Source organism: Streptomyces sp. NBC_00859 (genome assembly GCF_045161865.1).
Classification (GTDB): Bacteria; Actinomycetota; Actinomycetes; order Streptomycetales; family Streptomycetaceae; genus Streptomyces.
On record NZ_CP108826.1, the window covers coordinates 6,773,681 to 6,796,432 of the forward strand.

The 22,752-nt window shown below is 71.4% G+C and carries 19 protein-coding genes and 1 riboswitch; of the genes, 12 read left to right on the plus strand and 7 right to left on the minus strand.

What is annotated here, in order from left to right; genetic code table 11:
• Nucleotides 1–12: 12 nt before the first annotated feature.
• From OG584_RS29890 to OG584_RS29905, 4 genes are all read right to left on the minus strand, one after another.
• Nucleotides 13–945 (minus strand): LLM class F420-dependent oxidoreductase, encoded by a 933-nt coding sequence (locus tag OG584_RS29890; protein ID WP_405782471.1) that lies wholly within the window; start codon nt 943–945, stop codon nt 13–15.
• A 24-nt stretch (nt 946–969) separates the two neighbouring features.
• A complete protein-coding gene (locus OG584_RS29895; RefSeq protein ID WP_405782473.1) occupies nt 970–1,677 on the minus strand; it encodes a DUF5995 family protein in 708 nt (235 codons plus the stop codon).
• 171 nt (nt 1,678–1,848) lie between these two features.
• Nucleotides 1,849–3,282, minus strand: a complete 1,434-nt coding sequence (locus OG584_RS29900) for a uracil-xanthine permease family protein (RefSeq protein WP_405782474.1) — start codon at nt 3,280–3,282, stop codon at nt 1,849–1,851.
• Between the two features lie 212 nt (nt 3,283–3,494).
• A complete protein-coding gene (locus OG584_RS29905; protein ID WP_405782476.1) occupies nt 3,495–4,709 on the minus strand; it encodes an MFS transporter in 1,215 nt (404 codons plus the stop codon).
• 116 nt (nt 4,710–4,825) lie between these two features.
• Between OG584_RS29905 and OG584_RS29910 the strand changes: the two genes are divergently transcribed.
• The 11 genes from OG584_RS29910 to OG584_RS29960 all read left to right on the plus strand — a co-directional run bounded on the left by OG584_RS29910 (nt 4,826) and on the right by OG584_RS29960 (nt 14,997).
• Nucleotides 4,826–6,001 (plus strand): ROK family transcriptional regulator, encoded by a 1,176-nt coding sequence (locus tag OG584_RS29910; protein ID WP_405782477.1) that lies wholly within the window; start codon nt 4,826–4,828, stop codon nt 5,999–6,001.
• A gap of 114 nt (nt 6,002–6,115) precedes the next feature.
• A riboswitch (FMN riboswitch) is annotated at nt 6,116–6,246 on the plus strand.
• Between the two features lie 191 nt (nt 6,247–6,437).
• Nucleotides 6,438–7,502 (plus strand): bifunctional diaminohydroxyphosphoribosylaminopyrimidine deaminase/5-amino-6-(5-phosphoribosylamino)uracil reductase RibD, encoded by a 1,065-nt coding sequence (ribD, locus tag OG584_RS29915; RefSeq protein WP_405784355.1) that lies wholly within the window; start codon nt 6,438–6,440, stop codon nt 7,500–7,502.
• Between the two features lie 5 nt (nt 7,503–7,507).
• On the plus strand, nt 7,508–8,137 hold the full coding sequence (locus OG584_RS29920; RefSeq protein WP_405782479.1) for a riboflavin synthase: 630 nt from the start codon (nt 7,508–7,510) through the stop codon (nt 8,135–8,137).
• On the plus strand, nt 8,134–8,787 hold the full coding sequence (locus OG584_RS29925) for a nicotinamide riboside transporter PnuC (protein WP_405782481.1): 654 nt from the start codon (nt 8,134–8,136) through the stop codon (nt 8,785–8,787). The genes OG584_RS29920 and OG584_RS29925 overlap by 4 nt, the downstream gene beginning before the upstream one ends.
• Nucleotides 8,784–10,067: a bifunctional 3,4-dihydroxy-2-butanone-4-phosphate synthase/GTP cyclohydrolase II gene (locus OG584_RS29930; RefSeq protein WP_405782483.1), complete on the plus strand. Its 1,284-nt coding sequence runs from the start codon at nt 8,784–8,786 to the stop codon at nt 10,065–10,067. Before OG584_RS29925 ends, OG584_RS29930 begins: the two co-directional genes overlap by 4 nt.
• Nucleotides 10,068–10,089: 22 nt before the next feature.
• The gene (gene ribH, locus OG584_RS29935) at nt 10,090–10,575 is read left to right on the plus strand and encodes a 6,7-dimethyl-8-ribityllumazine synthase (RefSeq protein WP_405782484.1); all 486 of its coding nucleotides are present in this window, start codon (nt 10,090–10,092) and stop codon (nt 10,573–10,575) included.
• A gap of 34 nt (nt 10,576–10,609) precedes the next feature.
• Nucleotides 10,610–10,882 (plus strand): phosphoribosyl-ATP diphosphatase, encoded by a 273-nt coding sequence (locus tag OG584_RS29940; RefSeq protein ID WP_164266345.1) that lies wholly within the window; start codon nt 10,610–10,612, stop codon nt 10,880–10,882.
• An 85-nt stretch (nt 10,883–10,967) separates the two neighbouring features.
• On the plus strand, nt 10,968–11,816 hold the full coding sequence (hisG, locus tag OG584_RS29945) for an ATP phosphoribosyltransferase (protein WP_405782486.1): 849 nt from the start codon (nt 10,968–10,970) through the stop codon (nt 11,814–11,816).
• A 35-nt stretch (nt 11,817–11,851) separates the two neighbouring features.
• Nucleotides 11,852–12,319, plus strand: a complete 468-nt coding sequence (locus tag OG584_RS29950) for a PH domain-containing protein (protein WP_405782488.1) — start codon at nt 11,852–11,854, stop codon at nt 12,317–12,319.
• A 237-nt stretch (nt 12,320–12,556) separates the two neighbouring features.
• The gene (locus OG584_RS29955) at nt 12,557–13,900 is read left to right on the plus strand and encodes a hemolysin family protein (protein ID WP_405782489.1); all 1,344 of its coding nucleotides are present in this window, start codon (nt 12,557–12,559) and stop codon (nt 13,898–13,900) included.
• On the plus strand, nt 13,897–14,997 hold the full coding sequence (locus OG584_RS29960; RefSeq protein WP_405782491.1) for a hemolysin family protein: 1,101 nt from the start codon (nt 13,897–13,899) through the stop codon (nt 14,995–14,997). Before OG584_RS29955 ends, OG584_RS29960 begins: the two co-directional genes overlap by 4 nt.
• Nucleotides 14,998–15,134: 137 nt before the next feature.
• Here the strand turns inward: OG584_RS29960 and OG584_RS29965 are convergent, their stop codons facing one another.
• Both OG584_RS29965 and OG584_RS29970 read right to left on the minus strand, forming a co-directional pair.
• Nucleotides 15,135–17,024 carry an AAA family ATPase gene (locus tag OG584_RS29965; RefSeq protein WP_405782493.1) on the minus strand — a complete coding sequence of 630 codons (1,890 nt, stop codon included), beginning with the start codon at nt 17,022–17,024 and terminating at the stop codon, nt 15,135–15,137.
• 442 nt (nt 17,025–17,466) lie between these two features.
• Nucleotides 17,467–18,048, minus strand: a complete 582-nt coding sequence (locus OG584_RS29970; RefSeq protein WP_405782494.1) for a uridine kinase — start codon at nt 18,046–18,048, stop codon at nt 17,467–17,469.
• A gap of 172 nt (nt 18,049–18,220) precedes the next feature.
• On the opposite strand from OG584_RS29970, the gene OG584_RS29975 reads away from it, so the two are divergent.
• On the plus strand, nt 18,221–19,609 hold the full coding sequence (locus OG584_RS29975; protein WP_405782496.1) for a peptidase C39 family protein: 1,389 nt from the start codon (nt 18,221–18,223) through the stop codon (nt 19,607–19,609).
• A gap of 130 nt (nt 19,610–19,739) precedes the next feature.
• Here the strand turns inward: OG584_RS29975 and OG584_RS29980 are convergent, their stop codons facing one another.
• The gene (locus OG584_RS29980) at nt 19,740–22,505 is read right to left on the minus strand and encodes an AAA family ATPase (RefSeq protein ID WP_405782497.1); all 2,766 of its coding nucleotides are present in this window, start codon (nt 22,503–22,505) and stop codon (nt 19,740–19,742) included.
• Nucleotides 22,506–22,752 lie beyond the last annotated feature (247 nt).

A 22,752-nucleotide genomic window follows, 5' to 3' on the forward strand; every position in this document is an offset into this window, starting at 1 on the left:
CCGGCAGCGCCGTCAGATACCGGCCGCGCGCGCCGCCGCGTACACCTCGGCCGCCACGTCCGTCAGTTCCCGCGCGTCACGCATCGTGCCCTGGAGGTCGAGCAGGAACTCAGTGGCCACCCCGGTCTCCGCGTGTGCCACCAGATCCTCGACGATCTGCCCGGTGCTGCCCTGGAACGGTTTGCGGTCCCCACCCGCGTACGGCTGTGCGCTGTGGGCCGCGTTGACGCGGACCGTCGCGGTCAGCGGCCGATCGCGTCCCCGTCCGGCCGCCGTGTCCTGGATCTTCCGCCAGTCATCGGCGAGTGCGCGGGCCCCGAGTGCGACGGGCATCCAGCCGTCCGCCCGGTCGACGAGCCGCCGGATCGCGCGGGGGCCGCCGGCCGGCAGCAGGACCGGGATCGGCCGGACCGGTTTGGGACCGACCTCGGCGGGGGCGATGGTGGTGAACTCCCCTGCGTACGACACCGGATCAGGGCCCCACACAGCCTGGAAGACGTCGAGCAGTTCGTCGAGGAAGGCGCCACGCCTGTCGAACGGCGCCACGGCCGCCGCCGCGTACTCGTCGCTCGACCAGCCCGTCCCGACACCGGCCGCGACCCGGCCACCGCTCGCCGCGTCGAGCGTGGCGAGGGAGCGGGCCAGCTGGAAGGGCACATGCAGCGGTGCCACCAGCACACTCGTGCCCAGCTGGGCCCGCCCGGTCGCCCCGGCGGCCAGCGTCAGGGTCACCAGGGGGTCGGCCACCGAGCGGTACTGGTCGGGCCAGGGCAGCCCCGGTACGCCGTAGAGCCCCTGGGTGGCGGGCTCCGGGAAGAGGATCCGCTCGAAGACCCACAGCGATTCGAAGCCGGTCTCCTCGGCGGCGCGGGCCACCGCCGGTACGTCACGGCCGATGGCGTACTGCTTCATCTGGGGAAGGCCGAGACCGAGCGGGATCGCCATGGTTGTACTCCTTCGATGCCGGGGTCAGCGCAGGGGAGTGAGCAGATACCGTCCGACGAGGCCGGCGTTGGCATCCATCCCGTCCCTGAACTCCTTGGCGAGCACCGGTAGTTCCCGCAGGGTCCAGAGAATCCGGGCAGCCGACCAGGCCGCCTCGCGTGCGCGTTCCAGACTCCACGATCCGATCAGATGGGTGAACGGGTCGACGATCTCCAGGAGATCGGGGCCCGGCATCAGCTCCTCGCGGATCTGTTCCTCCAGCCGCTCCAGGATGTCGCCCACCCGGTGGAAGTCCCCTTCGAGCGCGGCCGGTTCGCAGTCGAGGAGCCGGCAGCTGTCGATGACGGCGAGCGGCAGGTCATGGCCGATGTGGGCGTTGATGCCCGCGAGCGCGAACTGCAGCGGCCGCACCCCTGGATGGCGGCGGTGCTGGAAGAGCGGCCGCCAGCAGGCGGGCGGTCTGCGCCCGGCGGCCACCGCGTCGACGGCGGTCAGATAGCGCTCGGCGAACGCCACATCGAGGGTCGTGGCGTCGCGCGGATCGGGGAATTGCCGCCCCTCGATGCGACGGCCGACCTCTTCGGTGACCGTCAGATAGACGTTGTTGAAGACCGCCACCCCGTCCGTGGACGGCCAGGACGCGCGCAGGGCCCGCATCCTGGCCACCACACCGTCGACTGAGCGCCCGGCGGTTACCCCGGTCCGGGCCGCGAGTTGATCCGTCTGTGCCATGGGGGCAGCCTGGCAGCAGCGAGCTCCCGGACAGCGGCATCGCGCCCGTACTTCCTCAGAACGGGCGAAGGCCCCGTGTTCCGCACAGGGGTCGCGGACGGCCCGGCAACCTCTGGGCGGTGTCCGCGGCGTCGCGTCTTCGCACGCCAGGCGCGACGTCGCGGACACCGCCTAGGCGTCGTCGCGCGGTTCGCCGGGCGCCGGCTCGTCGCCGTCCTCGTTCTTCTCGTACGAGGAGGTGCCCGAGTCCAGCAGCGGCGTCTGCGACTTGAGATGCGGCGGTGCCATGGCCCGCAGGGCGTGATAGCCGGTGATCACCACGATGGTGCCGAGCGCGATCCCGCTGAGCTGGAAGTTGTCCGTGATCTTCAGTGAGACACCGCCGACACCGATGATGATGCCCGCGGCCGCCGGAACCAGATTCAGCGGATTGCGCAGATCCACCTTGCCGTTGATCCAGATCTGGGCGCCGAGCAGGCCGATCATGCCGTAGAGGATGACGGTGATTCCACCCAGCACGCCGCCGGGGATGGCGGCCACCACGGCACCGAACTTGGGGCAGAGGCCGAAGAGCAGCGCGAAGCAGGCGGCGGCCCAGTAGGCGGCGGTGGAGTACACCCGGGTCGCGGCCATCACGCCGATGTTCTCGGAGTACGTGGTGTTGGGGGGACCGCCGAGACCGGTGGAGAGCATGGAGGCGACACCATCGGCCGCGATGGCGGTGCCCAGCCTGTCGTCCAGGTTGGACCCGGTCATCTCGCCGACGGCCTTGACGTGCCCGGCGTTCTCGGCGATCAGCGCGATGATGACGGGGAGCGCCACCAGGATGGCCGACCACTGGAAACTCGGTGCGTGGAAGGACGGCAGTCCGACCCAGTCCGCCCGGCCCACACCGGAGAGGTCGAGGCGCCAGTGATCGGCGACCTTGCCGTCCGCGCCGACCGAGTGGATCTTCCCGAAGACCTGGTCGAACACCCAGGAGATGCCGTATCCGAACACCAGCCCCAGGAAGATCGCGATCCGGGACCAGAAGCCGCGCAGACAGACCACGGCCAGGCCGGTGAAGAGCATCACCAGGAGCGCCGTCCACTGGTCCTGGGGCCAGTAGGTGGAGGCGGTCACCGGGGCCAGGTTGAAGCCGATCAGCATGACCACCGCGCCGGTGACCACCGGCGGCATCGCCGCGTGGATGATCCGTGCGCCGAACCGCTGCACGGCGAGACCCGCCGCGAAGAGGACCGCACCCACGACGAAGACCGCACCGGTGACGGTGGCACTGCTGCCTCCGGTGGCCCGGATGGTCGCCGCGACCCCCACGAAGGAGAGCGAGCAGCCCAGGTAGCTGGGGACCCGGCCGCGGGTGGCGAGCAGGAAGATCATGGTCGCGACACCGGACATCATGATCGCGAGATTCGGGTCGAGCCCCATCAGTACGGGCGCCACGAACGACGCGCCGAACATCGCCACGACATGCTGCGCGCCGAGCCCCGCGGTACGTGGCCAGGTCAGCCGTTCGTCGGGGCGCACCACAGCCCCCGGAGCGGGGGTCCTCCCGTCGCCGTGCAAGGTCCAGCGCACGCCGAGGCCGCCCATGATCGCTCCCATTCGTTCAGTTCTCTGCTGATTCTCTGTCTCGCCTGGCAGCTGTCCGTGCGCTTTGCGGCAGAAATGGCCAGGACAATGTTAATCCGGAGCTTGGCCTTCCCCTTACCGGTGCTCACCGCCGCGCAGCCACGTCTGCGGGAGCGGCGGCGCCGGTGAACAGCTGGGCCTCCGCTGCGCTTCCCCGGCTCCGGCGCCCGCCGCCCGCCGGCCTCTCAGGGCCACGGGCCCCCGGCCTCCGCTCCGGCGGAACCGGCCTCCGTCGCCACCCTGTTCGCCGAGCGCAGCACGCCCGCTGCCAGCACCAGGCCGAACGCCAGCACCGTGACCAGGATGAAGGAACCCACCAGTGAGGTCGCGCTCGCGATCCCGCCGATCGCGGACGGGGCGACGAGCCCCGATGTGTATGTGATCGTCGCGACACCCGCGATGGCCTGGCTGGGGTTGGGGCCACTCCGCCCGGCCGCCGCGAACGCCAGCGGGACGACGACCGCGACCCCGAGTCCGATCAGCGCGAACCCGCCCATCGCCGCGAAAGGATTGTGGACCAGTACGACCAGCAGCCCGCCCAGCGTGGCCAGGACTCCGCCCGCGCGCACCGTCCGTACCGCGCCGAAGCGGTCGACCACCCGGTCCCCGACGAGTCTGGCCACCGCCATGGTGAGCGAGAAGGCGGTGGTGGATCCGGCGGCGACACCGGCCGAGGTGTCCAGGGTGTCCCGCAGGAAGACCGCCGACCAGTCGAGGCTGGCGCCCTCAGCGAAGACCGCGCAGAAACCGACAGCGCCGATGACCAGCGCGGATTTCGGCGGCAGCGCGAAGCGCGGCGGCGGTGTCTCCTCCGCCGTACCCCGCAGGTCGAGCACCCCCTGGCAGGCGGCGAGTCCCAGTACGGTGAGGGCGCCGGCGGCGATGCAGTGGTGCAGGCGGGCGTCACTGCCCAGGTGGGCGGCGAGCGTGCCCGCGGCCGACCCGATCAGCGCGCCCGCGCTCCACATGCCGTGCAGCCCGGACATGATGGAGCGGCCGAGCCGGTTCTCGGTCTCGACCCCCAGCGCGTTCATCGTCACGTCCGACATGCCGGCCGCGGCGCCGTAGAAGCACAGCGCGGCGCAGAGCGTGAGCAGGTTCGGTGCGAACGCGGGCAGCGCGAGTGCGAGAGTCCAGAGCGCGAGCAGCCCGCGCAGCGCGTTGCGCGCCCCGAACCGGTGGGCGATCGCACCGGAGACCGGCATCAGCAGCGACGCCCCGATCGCCGGGAAGGCCAGGGCGAGGCCGAGCTGCCCCGCACTCGCCCCGGTGTGCTCCTGGATCCACGGGATGCGGGTCGCGAAACTGCCGCTCACCGCGCCGTGGACGCAGAACACGGCAGCCAGGGCGTACCGTGCCCGCTTCACCGTCCGCAGGCTGAAGCCGGTCTCCCCGGTCATGCGCCCTCCCCGAGCGTCGTGTTCGCCGTCCCGTGCGGCTGCTGGGGACGGCCGTAAACTATCAGGCAGCCTGCCTGATAAATAGACCCGCTGAAGAACTCTGGAAGGATTCCGGCATGCCCGCATCCTCGATCACCGCTCGGGCCGTCAACGACCGCCGGGCCCTCGATCTGCTCCAGGGGGAAGGCCCGTTGACGGCAGGACAGCTCAAAGTCCTCACCGGTCTGTCCCGGCCGAGCATCGCCGACCTCGTGGAGCGGCTGCAGGCGGCCGGGCTGATCTCCGTCGTCGGTGAGGCGGGCGCGGACCGCCGCGGCCCGAACGCCCGGCTGTACGGGATCGTGGCCGACCGGGCCCATCTCGCCGCCCTCGACGTACGGACCGGAAGCGTCGCCGTCGTCGTCACCGACCTGCTCGGCGCGGTGCTGGCCGAGGCCACGCTGCCCGTCGGGCACGGCACAGGGCCCGGTCCCGCCGACGCCGTGGAGGAAGTGGCCGCACTGCTTGAGCGCACCGTGCGGCGGGCGGGCGCCGCCCGGCTGCACAGCGTCGGGATCGGCGCCCCTGGCCTCGTCGACCCGGCCACCGGGGAGCTCCGCTCGACCATCGGTCTGCCGGCCTGGCACCGCAGCCTCGTCGCCGCGCTGCAGGAACGGCTGCCCGCGACCGTCCTCGTCGAGAACGAGACCAACCTGGCCGCCGTCGCCGAGCAGCGCAGTGGAGCGGCCCGCGGACTCGACACCTTCGTCCTGCTCTGGCTGGGTCTCGGAGTCGGTGCCGCTGTCGTGCTCGACGGGAAGCTGCGCCGGGGTGCCTCGGGCGGGGCCGGCGAGATCGGTTTCCTCCCGGTACCCGGCGGGGGACCCCCTTCGGCCACCGACTGCGGGGACGGCTTCCACGGCCTGGCCGGCAGCGCGGCCATCTGCGCGCTCGCCGCCCGGCACGCTGTCACGGCGGTGCCGGAGCCACGGGAGCCGGCGGCGGCCGCGGCCGTACGGGCCGCGCGGTCGGCGGGACGCCGCGGCGAGGACTTCCTGGAGGCCGTAGCCGGACACGTCGCTGTCGGGGCCGCAGCCGTCGCCGCCGTGGTCGACCCGGGCTGTGTGGTGCTGGGCGGCGAAATCGGCCAGGCGGGCGGCGAGGGCCTGGCGGCCAGGGTGGAGCGGCACCTGGCCGCGCTCTCCCCGCTGCGCACCGAGGTGCGGGCGGGGAGGCTCGGCGGTGCGGCGGTGCTGCACGGTGCGCTGCTGACCGCGCGCGACGCTGCCCAGAACGACATCTTCGGCGGCTGAACGGTCACCTGCCACACGCTGTGACCGGGCCGTCGCACCCGCTGTGAGCCAGGCCACAGCAGGTAGCCCGCATGGCCGATGGCCGGACGTGGCAGACTTGTCCTGTACCAGCAGCAGCGCACTCCGGGGTCGGTGTAATTCCGAACCGGCGGTTATAGTCCGCGACCCGTCCGCATCCAGCGGGCGGTTGACCAGGTGTAATTCCTGGACCGACGGTGAAAGTCCGGATGGGAGGCAGTGCGCGGCGGGCCGTATTGGTACGTCGTAGCCGGTGGCGTGTCGTCCGGATTCCCGGATCACACCCACTCCTTTGGCCCGGCGTCCCTGTGTGGTCCCGCTCTCTGTCGTCATCGACAGGCCCCGGAGTCCGTGCCCGAAGAGGCAGGAGGACCCGGTGGCCACCGCAGCCGCTCCATCGCCGCAGGCGGTCGACGCCATGCGCCGAGCCGTCGCGCTCGCGGCGCGCGGACTCGGATCCACCAGCCCCAATCCCGTCGTAGGCTGCGTCATCCTCGACGCGTCGGGCGAGACCGTGGGCGAGGGCTTCCACCAGCGGGCCGGCGGGCCGCACGCCGAAGTGAACGCACTGGCAGCCGCGGGCGGCAGAGCGCGCGGCGGCACCGCGTACGTCACGCTGGAACCCTGCAACCACACCGGCCGGACCGGACCCTGCTCCCAGGCACTCATCGACGCCGGTGTCGCCCGTGTGGAATACGCGGTCGGCGACCCGAACCCGCAGGCCACCGGCGGCGCCGACACCCTGCGCGCGGCCGGCGCCGAAGTAGCGTCGGGCCTGCTCGCCGACGAGGCGGAAGCGGGCAACGCCGCCTGGCTCACCTCCGTACGCCTCGGCCGCCCCCACGTCACCTGGAAGTACGCGGCGACTCTCGACGGCCGGACCGCGGCCGCCGACGGAACCAGCCGCTGGATCACGTCGGCGGAGTCCCGCGCCGACGTCCACCGGCTGCGCGCCGAATCCGACGCGGTCCTCGCCGGCTCGGGCACCCTGCGCACCGACGACCCCCACCTCGCCGCCCGGGGCGTGGCGGGCGCCACCCAGCCACTGCGGGTGGTCCTGGACACCCACGCCCGCGCGCTCACCCCCACCGCCCGGGTCCTCGACGACGCGGCACCGACGCTGGTCGTCGTGGGCGAGGGTATCGCCGCCCCCCGGCTCCCCGCCGGTACCGGGGCCGAGGTGGCGCATCTGCCGTACGACGGAGCCGGTATCGCCGTCGAAGCCCTGCTGGCCGAGCTGCACGCGCGCGGTGTCCGCTCCGTACTCCTCGAGGGCGGCCCGACCCTGGCCGGCTCCTTCGTCGCCGCGGGCGCCGTCGACCGGGTCGTCGGCTACCTCGCCCCTGTTCTCCTCGGCGCGGGCCCCGCGGCCCTCGCCGACGCCGGAATCACCACCATCACCGACGCGTTGCGACTCGACGTCACCGAGACCGTCCGCATCGGCCCCGATCTGCGGATCACCGCCACCCCGAAGGAGCGCTGAGCGCCGTGTTCACCGGAATCGTCGAAGAACTGGGTGAGGTCACCGCCGTCGAGGACCTCGGCGACGCCTCCCGCTTCCGCCTGCGCGGACCGGTCGTGACCGAGGACGCCAAGCACGGCGACTCCATCGCCGTCAACGGCGTCTGTCTCACCGTGGTCGACTCCGGCGGCGGCGAGTTCACCGCCGATGTCATGGCCGAGACACTCAACCGCTCCAGCCTCGGCGCACTCGCCGCCGGCTCCCGGGTCAACCTGGAACGCCCCATGGCACTCGGCGGCCGCCTCGGCGGACACCTCGTCCAGGGACATGTGGACGGCACCGGCACCGTCGTGGAGCGCAAGCCGTCCGACCACTGGGAGATCGTGCGGATCGCACTCCCGGACGGGCTCTCGCGTTACGTCGTCGAGAAGGGCTCCATCACGGTCGACGGTGTCAGCCTCACCGTCGTCGACGCCGGACCGGACTACTTCACCATCAGCCTCATCCCCACCACCCTCGCCCTGACCACGCTCGGCATCAAGCAGCCTGGCGACCCGGTCAACCTCGAAGTGGACGTACTCGCCAAGTACGTCGAGCGGCTGCTCGGAGCCGACGGCGCGCGCCCCGCACCCGACCCGGAGGGACCGCTGAAGTGAGCGCACTGACCTGGCTGAACACCGAGGCGTTCACCGTCATCGGCCAGCACATCCTGTGGTCCGACATGATCGGCAACACCATCGGGCTCATCGCGCTCGCCCTCGGCTGGCGCCGCTCCATCCTGACCTGGCCCGCGCAGTTCCTGTCCGGCGTCATCCTCGTCGGGGCGTACTCCACCGCCCATCTCAGTGGCGGCGTCGGCAAACAGCTGCTGGTCATCGGGGTGGCCCTCTGGGGCTGGCGGGCCTGGACCCGTGGCAGGCAGCAGGCCCAGGACGGCAGCATCGCCGTGCGGTTCGCCACCTGGCGTGAACGCGGACTGCTGCTGGCGGGCGCGGTGGCCGGCACGGTCGCCGTCGCCGCCCTCTTCCTGGCCGTGCCCTCCCTCTCCTGGAGCCCGTGGGCCGACGCCTACATATTCGTCGGCACCCTGGTCGCGATGGTCGCCCAGGCGCGCGGGCTCGTCGAATTCTGGTTCGCGTGGCTGCTCGTCGACCTCGTCGGTGTGCCCCTCGCCTTCCACAGCGGCCTGGCCTTCTCCGGCCTGGTCTACGTGGTCTACTTCGCGCTCGTCCTCTGGGGCATGCGCGACTGGTGGCTCCGCTCCCGTACGAGCGTCAAGCCCGCCCTGGAAGGAGCAGCAGCATGACTGCCGAGCCCGTCTGGTACTCGACCGACAACACCGAGGACCTCTCCCTCGACCCCGTGGAGCAGGCTGTACGCGACATCGCGGCGGGCCGGCCCGTGGTGGTCGTCGACGACGAGAACCGCGAGAACGAGGGCGACCTCGTCATCGCCGCCGAGAAGGCCACCCCTGAGATCGTCGCGTTCATGATGAGCGAGTGCCGGGGGCTGATCTGCGCGCCCATGGAGGGCGACGAGCTGACCAGGCTCGACCTCCCGCAGATGGTCGAGAACAACACCGAGTCGATGAAGACGGCCTTCACCGTCTCCGTCGACGCGGGCGCGGCGCACGGCGTCACCACCGGCATCTCCGCCGCCGACCGTGCCACCACCCTGCGGCTGCTCGCCGACGGCCGCGCCGGCGCGGAGGACTTCGTACGCCCCGGGCATGTCTTCCCGCTGCGGGCCAAGCCGGGCGGGGTCCTCGTGCGCAACGGTCACACCGAGGCGGCGGTCGACCTCGCCCGGCTCGCCGGTCTGCGCCCCGCGGGCGCGATCGTCGAGATCGCGGGGGAGGACGGGGTGATGCTGCGGCTGCCCGAGCTGATCCCGTTCGCGCGCAAGCACGGCCTCACGATCATCTCCATCGAGGACCTGATCGCCTACCGCCGCAGCTCCGAACCCCGGGTCCGCCGCGAGGCGACCGTCCGCCTCCCCACCTCCTACGGCGAGTTCACCGCGTACGGCTACCGCTCCATCGCCGACGGCATCGAGCACGTCGCCCTGGTCCACGGGGAGATCGGGGACGGCGAGGACGTCCTGGTGCGGATCCACTCCGAGTGCCTCACCGGCGACATCTTCCACTCGCAGCGCTGCGACTGCGGACCCCAGCTGGAAGCCTCCATGGAGCGCATCACCACGGAGGGGCGCGGCGTGGTCGTCTACCTCCGCGGCCACGAGGGGCGCGGCATCGGGCTGCTCTCCAAGCTGCGCGCCTACGAGCTGCAGGAGCGCGGCCGCGACACCCTGGACGCCAACCTGGAACTCGGGCTGCCCGCCGACGCCCGCGACTACGGCGCCGGAGCCCAGATCCTGGCGGACCTCGGGGTGCACAGCCTGCGGCTGATGACCAACAACCCCGAGAAGACCGCCGCACTCGTCCGGCACGGTCTGGACGTCACCGGCCGGGAATCGATGCCCGTCCAGGCGGGCGAGCACAACCTCCGGTACCTGCGGACCAAGCGGGACCGGATGGGACACGATCTGCCGTGGCTGGACACCAAGTCCGCCTGCGGCAACCAGTAAGAAGCAAAAGGGAGAGACAGACATGAGCGGCAAGGGCGCACCCGAACTCACCGTGAAGAACTGCGGCGACCTGCGCGTGGCCGTCATCGCGGCCCAGTGGCACGAGAAGGTCATGGACGGCCTCGTCGACGGCGCGCTGCGCGCCCTGGGCGAGCTCGGCATCGACGAACCGACCCTGCTGCGGGTGCCGGGCAGCTTCGAGCTCCCGGTGGTCGCCAAGGTCCTCGCCGGCCGTGGTTACGACGCGATCGTCGCTCTCGGCGTGGTCATCCGGGGCGGCACCCCGCACTTTGACTACGTCTGCCAGGGCGTGACGGTCGGTCTCACCCAGGTCTCGGTCGAGACCGGTGTCCCGATCGGATTCGGGGTGCTGACCTGCGACACCGAGCAGCAGGCGCTGGACCGGGCAGGCCTCGAAGGCTCCAACGAGGACAAGGGGCACGAAGCGGTCACCGCGGCCGTCGCCACCGCGACCACACTGCGCACGGTCAGCGAACCCTGGCGCTGAGTGGAGACGCAGACCCCGTACTCTTAGCAGCATCATGGCGAACAAAACCTTCGAAGAGCTCTTCTCCGAGCTCCAGCTCAAGGCCGCCAACGGCGACCCTTCCACATCCCGCACCGCCGAACTGGTGGGCAAGGGCGTGCATGCCATCGGCAAGAAGGTCGTCGAGGAGGCAGCCGAGGTGTGGATGGCAGCCGAGCACGAGGGTAAGGAGGCCGCCGCCGAGGAGATCTCGCAGCTGCTGTACCACGTCCAGGTGATGATGGTCGCCCGCGGGATCTCGCTCGACGACGTCTACGCCCATCTCTGAGCACCTGCCCACGCGCCCCCTTTTTCCGTACATCCAGTCCCGCCATACCCCTGCCCCGCCACTCCGCACGAAGGAAGCCGACCTCATGCTGCGCATCGCCGTCCCCAACAAGGGTTCACTCTCCGGGCCTGCGATGGCGATGCTCCATGAGGCCGGCTACCAGCAGCGCAAGGAGTCCAAGGAGCTCGTCCTCGTCGACCCGGAGAACCAGGTCGAGTTCTTCTACCTGCGCCCGCGCGACATCGCGATCTATGTCAGCTCCGGCAAGCTCGACATCGGCATCACCGGGCGCGACCTGCTCCTCGACTCCGGGGCCGAGGCCGAGGAGATCCTCCAGCTCGGCTTCGCCCGTTCCACCTTCCGCTACGCCACCAAGCCCGGCACCGCGAAGGGTCCCGAGGACTTCGGCGGCCTGACGATCGCGACCTCGTACGAGGGAATCGTCGCCAGGGCCCTGGCCGACCAGGGTGTCGAAGCATCCGTCGTCCACCTCGACGGTGCGGTCGAGACGGCGATCGAGCTGGGCGTCGCCCAGATCATCGCGGACGTCGTGGAGACCGGCACCTCGCTGCGGAACGCCGGGCTCGAAGTGATCGGCGAACCGATCATGAAGTCCGAGGCCGTCGTCATCCGGCGTGTCGGTGCCGAGGCCGAAGAGCCCAAGGTCCAGCAGTTCCTGCGCCGTCTCCAGGGAGTCCTGGTGGCACGGAGCTACGTGATGATGGACTACGACTGCCGGGTCGAGCACCTGGAGCAGGCCGTGGCCCTGACCCCGGGTCTGGAGTCGCCGACCATCTCCCCGCTGCACCACGAGGGATGGGTCGCCGTCCGCTCCATGGTCGCGGCGAAGGAGGCCCAGCGGATCATGGACGACCTCTACGCACTCGGCGCCCGCGCCATCCTCACCACGGCCATCCACGCCTGCCGTCTCTGACCAGCACGTCCGACCAGCCCGAAGGACGCACGGACATGACCGCCCCCGAAGTTCCCGCCCTCCCGGTCACCTTCAGGCCGACCCGGACCCGGGTGGTGCTGCTGACCGTGGGGACGGTCATGTTCGTCGTCCTCACCATCGTCTCCCTGATGCTGGAGACCCTGACCCCCGGTGAGCGCGTCTCGTTCATCTTCACCGCGGCGGTCTTCTTCGGGGTACTGGCTCTGCTCAGCCGCCCCAAGGTCGTCGCGGACGAGGACGGCGTCACCGTCGTCAATCTCACATCCAGGCGCCGGCTGGCCTGGCCGGAGATCCTGCACGTGAATCTGCGCCCCGGTGACGCCTGGGTCTTTCTCGACCTCAGCGACGGCACCAGCCTTCCCGCCCTCGGCATCCAGCCCGGTATCGCCAAGGCCCAGGCGATCCGCGACGCCCGCGCGCTGCGCGCCCTGGCCGACTCGCGAGGCCCGGCCACGACCGGCCGCACCGCCGCGGAATCGTAGCCCCACCCGCCCCGCCCGACCGGTGCGGTGGCGCCGCGGGAGCAGGCGCGGCGGCCGGGTACCTGACGCATCGGGCTGCTGTTTGATTACTCTGGAGCGGGGCGCCAGGTGCGCCCCGCCCCGCTTCTGTGACCTCGCGGTCCGCGGGGCACCCCTGCGACATGAGGAGTGATTCCCTCCAGCAATGGACGGATCATCCGGTAGTACGTGCGCCGCCCCCCTCCTGGAGGCGGCGGCATGACCATTCCCCTTCTGCTCCTCGGAGCAGCCTTCCTTCTGATCCTCGCCAACGGATTCTTCGTCGCGGCCGAATTCGGCCTCGTCACCGTGGAGCGGCCGGACGCCGAACGCGCCGCCGCCGACGGCGACCGGCGGGCCCGCACCGTCGTCCGGGCCCTGCGGGAACTCTCCTTCCAGCTGTCCGGCACCCAGCTGGGCATCACCATCACCTCGCTGGTGGTCGGCATGCTCGCCGAGCCCGCGCTCGCCGAACTGCTCGACGGGCCCCTGAAGGCCACCGGACTGCCCGAAGGGGCGGTTTCCGGGATCAGCGTGGTGCTCGGCATGATGCTCGCCGCCGCCGTGCAGATGGTGATCGGCGAGCTGGTCCCGAAGAACTGGGCGGTGTCCAAGCCGCTGCAGGTGGCCCGCTTCGTCGCCGGCCCCCAGCACCTCTTCTCGACCGCGTTCCGGCCGGTGATCACTCTGCTGAACACGGTCGCCAACCGGCTGGTCAGGGCGCTCGGTGTCGAGCCGGCCGACGAGCTGGCCTCGGCCCGCACCCCCGGTGAACTCGTCTCCCTGGCCCGGCACTCGGCGCAGGCCGGCACGCTGGAGCAGGACACCGCGGACCTCTTCGTGCGGACCCTCTCACTGGCCGGGCTCACTGCCCAGCACGTGATGACCCCACGGGTGAAGGTCAGCGCCCTCCAGTACTCGGCGACCGCCGCCGACGTACTGAACCTCACCCGCGCCACCGGTCTCTCCCGCTTCCCCGTCTACCGGGAGCGCATCGACGAGGTCGTCGGCATGGTCCACCTGAAGGATGCGCTGGCCGTGGCACCGCAGGACAGGCACCGGACCTCGGTGGCCCGGGTAGCCGTCGCTCCGCTCCTGGTGCCCGAGACGCTGCCGGTGCAGCAGCTCCTGGGGCGGCTGCGCACCGAGCAGCCGATCGCCGTGGTGGTGGACGAGTACGGCGGCACCGCCGGAGTGGTCACCCTGGAGGACATCATCGAGGAACTGGTGGGGGAGGTCAGGGACGAGCACGACGGCGCCGACGCCGACCGGCCCGAACTGTCCCCGGCGCCGCCCGAGGACGGCAACCCCGCCTGGGAGGCCGACGGCAGCTGCCGGGTCCTCACCCTGCGGCGGATAGGTCTTGAGGTCCCCGAGGGGCCGTACGAGACCGTCGCCGGGCTCGTCGCGGACCTGCTGGGACGCATCCCGGCCCCGGGCGACCGGGCGGAGCTCCCCGGCTGGCGGCTCTCCGTCCGCAGGGTCGACCGCTACCGGGCCGAGAGGGTGCGGCTGGTCCGCACCGCCGACGTGCCCGTCCCGGTGATGGAGGGCGCGCGATGAGCTTCTTCCAGCTCCTCTTCGCCGCTGCTCTGGTGCTCGCCAACGGATTCTTCGTCGGCGCCGAGTTCGCCCTGGTCTCCGTACGCCGCAGCCAGGTCGAGCCGCTGGCCGCCGAAGGCTCCGCACGTGCCCGCAAGGTGCTGTACGGCCTGGAGAACCTGCCGCGGATGATGGCAGCCGCGCAGTTCGGCATCACCGTCTGCTCCCTGACGCTCGGAGCGGTCGCCGAGCCGACCGTCGCGCACCTCCTGGAGCCGGTCTTCGAGGCGGTCAGGCTGCCCGGCGGGCTCGTCCATCCGCTGGGGTACGCGATCGCGCTTGCCCTCGTGGTGTCCCTGCACCTGGTCATCGGCGAAATGGTCCCGAAGAACCTCGCCATGGCGGCGCCCGAGAAGACCGCGCTCTGGCTCAGCCCCGGTCTGGTCGGCTTCGCCCGGATCTGCCGGCCCGTCACGGTCGCGCTCGGCGCCTGTGCCCGGCTGATCCTGAAGCTCTTCGGGGTCGAGCCCAAGGACGAGGTCGAGGCTGTCTTCACCAGCGAACAGCTCAACCGGCTGGTCGAGGACTCGGGCCAGGCCGGCCTGCTGGACTCGGAGGCACAGGAGCGCCTGGAGGACGCGCTGGAGCTGGGCAGCAGGCCCATCACGGACGTGCTGATCGGCCGCTCCGAGCTGATCACCGTCGCGCCCTCGGTCACACCGCTCCAGATCGAGGAACTGACCGTGCGCACCGGATACTCGCGCTTCCCGGTCTGCGCGGACGGCGGCGCGTTCATGGGCTACCTGCACGTCAAGGACGTACTCGACCTGGAGGACCGCGAGCGGGCCGTCCCGCAGCAGGTCTGGCGCCCGATGGCGACGCTCCGCGCCGAGCTGCCGCTGGACGACGCGCTGACGGTCATGCGCCGCGCGGCGACCCATCTGGCGCAGGTGGCCGACGCGTCGGGGCGGGTGCTCGGTCTGGTGGCGCTGGAGGACGTACTGGAAATGCTGGTCGGTGAGGTACGTGACCCGGCGCACCGGGAAGTGCCGGCGCCGCCGGTGACGCGGGTGTCCGAGCCGCGCACGGACCGCAGCGAACAGGCACTGGCGGGTTAGGGGTCCTCGCACTGTGCCCGTCCGGACCCGGACGGGCACAGTGCGAGAGTCCCTTGGGCCCTGTCCGGTCGGTCCTGGCGGGCGGCCCACCAGGACCGACCGCGCAGCGCCCGGCCGGAGCTGCGGGGCGGACCCGTTCAGAGCGGTGGCTCCTGTTGTCCCCGGCCGACCGGCCCCCGCCCCGAAAGCACTTCCCCGTACGCCTGCATCAGATCGGGCAGCCGCAGCGTCGACAGATCGTTCCGGCTCGGAGTGGTCGCGTACCCGGTCAGCCGGAGATCGCGGTACGCGCAGCTCTTCTCGTACAGCGTGCGCAGGAACCGGCCGTTGCCCAGTTCGTCGATCCACCCCTGGTCCACCACATGGCCGGCGATGGAACCGAGCTCGTCCAGTGACTCCTCGTCCCACGCGTCACCGTTCTCCGTCGCCAGTACCTCACCGATGGCGGTCAGCTCCAGCGGCCGGTAGCTCGGGAAGTCGACCCGTGAGGTGAAACGCGAGGAGAGCCCCGGATTGGTCGCGAGGAGGCGGTCCATGCCCTCGGGGTACCCGGCCAGGATGACCACCAGGTTGTCGCGGTTGTCCTCGGCCCGTTTCAGCAGGACCTGGAGCGCCTCGTCGCCGTAGGCGTCGCCCTTGCTGTAGCCGGAGTTGGCGAGGCTGTAGGCCTCGTCGACGAAGAGCACACCGCCGAGTGCGGAGTCGATCAGCTCGTTCGCCTTCACGGCGGTCTGTCCCAGGAACTCGCCCACCAGATCGGCGCGCTGGGCCTCGACCAGATGATCGCCGCCGAGCAGCCCGAGTGCGTAGAAGACCCGGCCCAGAATGCGGGCCACCGTCGTCTTTCCGGTGCCGGAGGGGCCCGAGAACACGAAATGGCGCTTCGGGGGCTGCACCGGCAGCCCCTGACCGGCTCGCAGGCGGGCCATGTTCAGCTGCGCCGATAACGCCTTGACCTGCCGTTTCACAGGTTCCAGGCCGACCATGCCCTCCAGCTCGGCCAGTGCACGCGCCAGCAGTTCGGGATCGGTGGGCCCCGCAGGAAGATCCGGCGGTAACTGCTCCACGGGCGCCAGATTCCTGTTCCGTACGGTGTCGGCAGGCGCGCCGGGGCCGCCGAGCGGATCGCCGCCGGCGCTTCCCGGGCTCCCCGGCCAGGGATCCCGTCCCTCCGCCGCATCGCCGTCCGCGAAGGCGCCCTCGCCCTGCCCGTCCACGGCGTCCTGCCCGAACCCGGCGAGCGACACAGCGGCGTAGTCCGCCGCGTCGTCGAACCCGTCGCCCTCGGAGATCGCGGCCAGCCGGGCGGCCGTGTCCATGAACGCGGGATCCACCCGGTGCACCGCCCGGTACAGGGGCAGAGCAGCCGCACTGCGTCCGGTGCCCTCGTGGGCGCGGGCGAGCCAGTAGCGCAGCTCCTTGCGCTGCGGCTGTTCGCTGCGGCAGCGCATCAGCGCGGCCGAGAGCAGCGGTTCCGCCTGTCCGTACATCTCGAGGCGTACCCGCGCCATCCCGCCGAAAAGCCCCGCCTCGATTCCCAGGACCGGGTCGTCGACCAGTGAAGCGGTGTAACGCACCAGGCGTTCCCAGTCCTTGGCGAGGTAGGCGCGGCACGCGTGCAGGAACCGCACCTGCTGATCGGTGTCGACCGGCGGCAGCCCCGCCAGGGCCCGGTCCAGCTCGGGCACATGGCGCCCGTCCAGCCAGTGCGAGGCGTGTGCGAGCAGCAGATCGCGTGGGCTCTCCAGTACCGGCTGCACCCACCAGCCGAGCCAGTACCAGGAGTTGAGAGTGCGCCGCAGCCTGCCGCGCTGCTCGCCGAACCGCTCCCGGTGCCGGAACATCCGCAGCAGTGCCGTGGTGGTGTCCACCCGCAGCGCGTGCAGGCCGAGCCAGCCGTCCGCCATTCCCGGGTCGAGCCGCACCGCCGCCCGGAACTCCTCCTCCGCCTGTGGGTACGCCCCCATGGTGTAGGCGTCCACCCCCCGCAGCCAGGCGAGATCGGCCGGGGCGTGCGAGCCCTGCATGCCGAAATCCATCACGTCCCCCACAGACCGTGCCCCCGTACCGTGCCGCCGGGCTCAGCGCCCTGCGGCCTGTGAACCGCTGTACAGCGGACGGGAATTGACCGGTGCCGCCCGAAGGGCATCGTACCTGCGCAGAGGCCCCGTGCCGAAGGGCGCGTGGGGCACTGATCGCGGCGAGGAGCGGTTGGCTCACGGTGACCGAGGGTGAGCGATCAGCGAGACCGGCTGTCCGGTTGGGGAGGGTGTGGGCAGAACGAAGCCCCCGATCACGGGGGAACAACCGGGGGCTTCGCGTCTGCGGCGGCTTCGAAAAGCCGCACATTGAGAACGTAAGACCTGTACGGGCCCTGGGTCAAGCGGAGTTGAGGCACCGGAACGGCGGTTTTCCGCCGGGTCGAGGTCTTACGGAGAGGCCATGACTGTGAGTGACCAAATGGATCGCTCACGCTGTCGCGGAGGGAGGCTCGAACCACTCGTAACCCGCACCGCACTCACGTACCAGCAGATCCGCGAATGGCTGGGAAGGGTCTCCGGCGAAGTGCCGGGCCTCGGCCACCGTCCAGCCGTCCCAGAAGCCCGTCAGGCCCGGTCCGTCGCGTCGGCGCCCCCGTGCCCAGGACGCGTCGGCACCCCGGTCCATCCAGAGCAGCTGTGTGAGGTACGGGCGCAGGGCCCGGCGGCCGGCACCCACGCCTTCGACAATGACGACGTCAGCGGCGTCGATGGTCCGTGGGGCGCCGAAGCGTCGCACCGTCCAGTCGTACGGCGCGTACCGGGCGGCCTCGCCGCGGGTGAACGGCCCGAGCACCTGCGCGCACAGCCGCCCGGTCCACTCGAACAGCTCCTGGTGCGTGGCGAGATCATCCAGATGGAGTACGGGCACACCGCCCAGCGCGGCGGCGAGCTTGGCCGAGAAAGTGCTCTTCCCCGAGCCCGCGTGGCCGTCGACCGCGACCAGCCGGACGGGCCCGCAGGAGACGGGCCGTGAACGGAGCGAGGTGGCTAGGCGGTCGAGGTCTCTCATGGGGCCAGCCTAGGAGCAGTTGACGGCACCGCAGGTCACGCCAGTGGTCGAGACCAATATTGGTTGCAGGACGCGAGGTGAATCACTGGCAGAAACACGTCGGAAGCCGGGATAGTTGTCCCACTGTCGTGCACTCGTCGCCCCATCCGTATCCGACTGGGGGTCCACCAACGTGACCAGTACCACTCCGCGCAGAACCGTCCTCACCGCCGCGATCGCCGCCGTGGCGGCAGCCGTGTCCGCCACACCCGCCGTCGCCGCTCCCGGCGCACGCGCCGGCACACCCACCACCCGGCGCACGCCGCCCGACGCGGGAGGAAGGAAGGCCGCTCCACTCGTGGACAACAGTGTCTGGGCCTCCTACGCCGACTGGCGCTGCGGTGACGCCAATGGCACCGAGGCCGTCCGGGGCCGGGGCGCCGGGCTGGTCGTCGGAGTCCCGGCAGGCCGCACCGACTACACCGATCCGCACAACGGGAAGACCGCCACCTGGGAGTACGCGACCTGGACCTCGCCGGTCCACCGCTCCCGCGTCCCGGCCACCGAGGTCATTGCGTCCTGGAACGCGCACACTCCGCCGGGCACCTGGATCCAGACCGAGCTGCGCGGCACGTACACCGACGGCACCGAGACACCCTGGTACGTGATGGGCCGCTGGGCGTCCGGAGACGCGGACATCCGGCGGACCTCCCTCGACGGCCAGAGCGACGGCAAGAGCTCCATCTCGACCGACACCTTCGCCGTGGACGACGCCGCGAGCGGGCTCCGGCTGGTCTCGTACCGGCTGAGGCTCACCCTGTACCGCACCCCCGGCACCCGGCTCACGCCCACGGTCCGGCGGGTCGGCGCGATGGCCTCCGACATTCCGGACCGGTTCACCGTCCCGGCTTCGGTGCCGCGGATCAGCCGCGAGCTGACGGTCCCGCGCTTCTCGCAGAACCTCCACGCCGGGCAGTATCCGCAGTACGACAACGGCGGCGAGGCCTGGTGCAGCCCGACCTCGTCCTCAATGATCATCAAGTACTGGGGGCGCGGGCCCGCCGCCGCCGACCTGGCCTGGATCGACCCGTCCTACGCCGACCCGGAGGTCTGCCAGGCGGCCCGCTACACCTACGACTACCAGTACGAGGGCTGCGGCAACTGGCCCTTCAACGCCGCGTACGCCGCGTCGTACGAGGGCATGAGCGCCGTGGTCACCCGGCTCGGTTCGCTCGACGACGTGGAGTCGCTGGTCGGGGCAGGCATCCCGGTCATCACCTCGCAGTCCTTCCTCAAGGAGGAACTGACCGGGGCCGGGTACGGCACATCGGGCCATCTGATGACGGTGATCGGCTTCACGGCCGACGGCGACGTGATCGCCAACGACCCGGCCTCGCCGGACGACAACGCCGTCCGCCATGTCTACCGGCGGGCTGAGTGGGAGAACATCTGGCTCCGCACCAAGCGGCACGACGCGACCGGCAAGGTCGTGAGCGGCACGGGCGGTGTCTGCTACCTCTACTGGCCCGTTGACCTGGCCCCGGGTCAGCGCCGGGTCCTGGAGTCGCTCGGCCTGCTGTGAGAGCGTGCGGCGCCACGGTTCTCGTCGCGGACTCGCTCAGCGGCGGCAGGAGCGCGCGCGGAGGGGAAGACTTCGGCGACGAGGCGTCCGCACACACCAGCACACCAACCGTGAGCTGAGCGGCGCACGATCAGACCACGGTCGAGGTGAGGGCGGCAGCCAGTTGGGTGCGTGAGCGGATGCGGAGTTTTCGGTAGATCCGGCTGAGCATGCTCTCAACGGTTTTGACGGAGAGGTACATCTGCTGTGCTGCCTGCTGGTTACTGGCGCCCTGGCTGACGAGGCCGGCCAGGCGACGCTCGGATGCGGTGAGTTCGGCTTGCCCTGGCACGGTGCGCTGCGGGTGACCGTTGAGACGGGTCAGGAGCTCGTCGGCGGTGGCCAGCAGGGGCAGCGCCCCGGCCACGGTGAGGAGGTGCGCCGCCGTCTGCAGCGCCGCGCGGGCGGCGGCCTGGCGTCGGCGGGCGCGTTCGGCGCGTCCGAGGACCAGGCATGTGCGGGCTTCCTCGAGCGGCAGTCCGGCGCCGTGGAAGACGGCGGCGGACTGCCGAAGGAGCAGAACCGCCCGGTCGACGTCACCTGCGCGGGCCAGGACAAGCGCACGTGCACGCATCCATCCCGCCCCGGTGCCCGTGTCCTGTCGCACCGCGTCGTCGTGTCGCCGGATCAGATCGCGTGCCGCATCCAGCATTCCGCCCGCGACGAACGCCTCGACGGCGTCCGGCTGCCAGCGGAACATGGACGGATCACCGGACGGCCGGCCGCTCTCTGACCGGTCCAGCCGGGTGAACAGGGCAACGGCCTCGTCGATCTCCCCGGTGTGCAGGCGGACCGTGCCGGCGACCCACAGATTCCGGGCCAGATGCAGAACGTCTCCCTCCTCCCGCGCGGCGCTCTCACCGCACGCCGCGTAGCGCAGCGCCGCGGCGAAGGAACCGCCCGCACTCTGGGCGAGGGCCGCGGTGTAGCAGGCCGGCCCGAGTGAGAGTCCCGAGTCGGCGGATGCCTGGAGAGCCGTGCCCGCCCACACCACGGCCTGCGCACACGCGCCGCTACGGACCTCGACCTCGGCGAGGCTGCGCCAGATGTCGACGAGGTCCTCGCTCTGGCCGTGTTGCTCCGCTATCGCCAGAAGAGTGGTCAGGCGGGTTCTGGCCTCGGCCAGTCGGTCGTCGAAGACGGCATGCCGTGCCGCGAGGTACTGGGCGCTGTTCCCGATACCGCCCTCGTGCACAGGTACGTTCAGGGCCAGTGCACGGCTGAGGGTCCGGGCGCTCTCCTCGCTGCTCAGTACGCGCTCCATCCGCGCCCGCATTGTCAGGGCCGCCGCTTCCAGACGGGGTTGGCCGGTGTTCCGGGCCAGATCCGCGGCGTGCTTGGCGGCTCCGAGCGCCTCGTCGGGGCCGCTGTGGGAGACATTGGCGGTGATCGCGGCGCGCAGTTCCACGGCGGCCAGCAGCTCCGGGGCGTTCGAAGCGATCTGCCGGCAGCGCTCCAGCAGCCCCGCCACCCCGGCCAGGGCCTGGCTGTGGGCATCGACCACGGCCAGCAACGCCGTGACGTGCTCCGCAGGCGTAGGTCTGGAAGCGGCGACGGCGTCCGCCGCCTGCCATGCGAGGTGACTGTCGCCGGAGGCCGCGGCTTCCCGCGCCCCGGACAGGAAGCGCTCCAGACGCAGGCGCGGCCGGGAGACAGGGGTCAGTTCAGCGGCGAGGAGGAAGAGCTCGGCCGACAGCGCGCGGTCGCCGTCCCTGTGCGCTCGGGCGGCGGCCTCCGCTGTGTCCTCCGCCAGGCACTGGTCGGTTGCGTCCTCGCAGCCCAGAGCCCGGTGGCGGACCTGCTGCACCGGATCAGCGACCGCACCGGCCAGCGCTCGGTGCGCACATGTCCTCTCCTGTCTGCCGGCTCCGCTGGTCAGCGCTTCGGCCACCACCCGCGCGGTGAAGCGGACGGCTCCGGACCGTTCGTGGCGGACGATCCCTGCGGCGACCGCGAGGCGCAGGTGGCCCTCGGCGTCCCGGCGCCCGGCCCGCTCCAGCAGGCACAGTGTGGGGGCCACGGCCGATGCCGCCGTCAGAAGTGTCGCGAGCACCGGGGCGGGAAGTACGGCCAGCCACGCCTTCGAGGTCTGCACCGTCGCCGTCGGCGTGACGTACGCGTACCGGTCGCCCGGCCTCTGCTGCGCCAGTGCCGTGCAGGTGACTGCGGTGAGCAGGCGATGCCCGCCGCAGCTCTGGTACACGGCTGCCGCCCAGCGGTGGGGGAGGCCTCGGGCCGCTGCGACGGCTGCGGTGTCTGCCACATCCAGCGCCGGGACCGGCACATGCGCCGGATGCCCGCCGAGCAGCCGGGCCGCGGCCCGGGGCCTGCCCTCGACCCGTTCGCTCACCAGGACGCCCAGGTGCGGTGCCGCGACCGTGCGTACGGCATAGCCCAGGACATCCGTGCTGGCTTCGTCGAGCCACTGAGCCCCGTCGACAGCGAGGACGAAGCCGGGGGAGGACCGCAGCAGACCTGCCACAGCGAGTCGGGCCGCGCTGATCTCCTCCAACGCCGCCGGTTCGGCGGGGGAGCGGCGCAGCAGCCGTTCCACCACCGGGCGCCACCTGGCCGGTTGCCCGGCGAGGACCCGAGAGGGAAGCTGCGACAGCAGCTGCGCCACGCCACCGAACACGTGGGCCCGGTCCTCGTCCGCGCACGTCACCCGCACCAGGATCCGGTCCTCGTCGCGGACTTCGCCGAGGACTTCGGCGAGCAGTGTGGTCTTTCCCGCCCCCCATACACCGGTCACGGCGACCCGGCCCTCACGCCGCAGCGCCCGTACGACCTCATGGACCGCGTCCTGCCACGACGAGAACTCGGTCTCCGAGCCCGCTGCCGCTTCGACATCCCTCACAAGCAGGCACGGTAGGACCGGACGGCGACATGTGACAACGGCCGGGTGGCAGGCCCGTCAGGTCAAGGGTTTCCCCTGATGGCACGACAGATCAGAAACCGCATCGTTTGTGGCGTGTTGAGCCGCCCGGCCTCCGGAGACGGGACGGCGCCCGCTGCCGGGAGCCAAGGTCTCCGGCACGGGGGCTCATGGCCCGCCCGCCGGTGCCCTCCCGGCGAACGTCCGGCAACCGGTGGACATGCAGGCG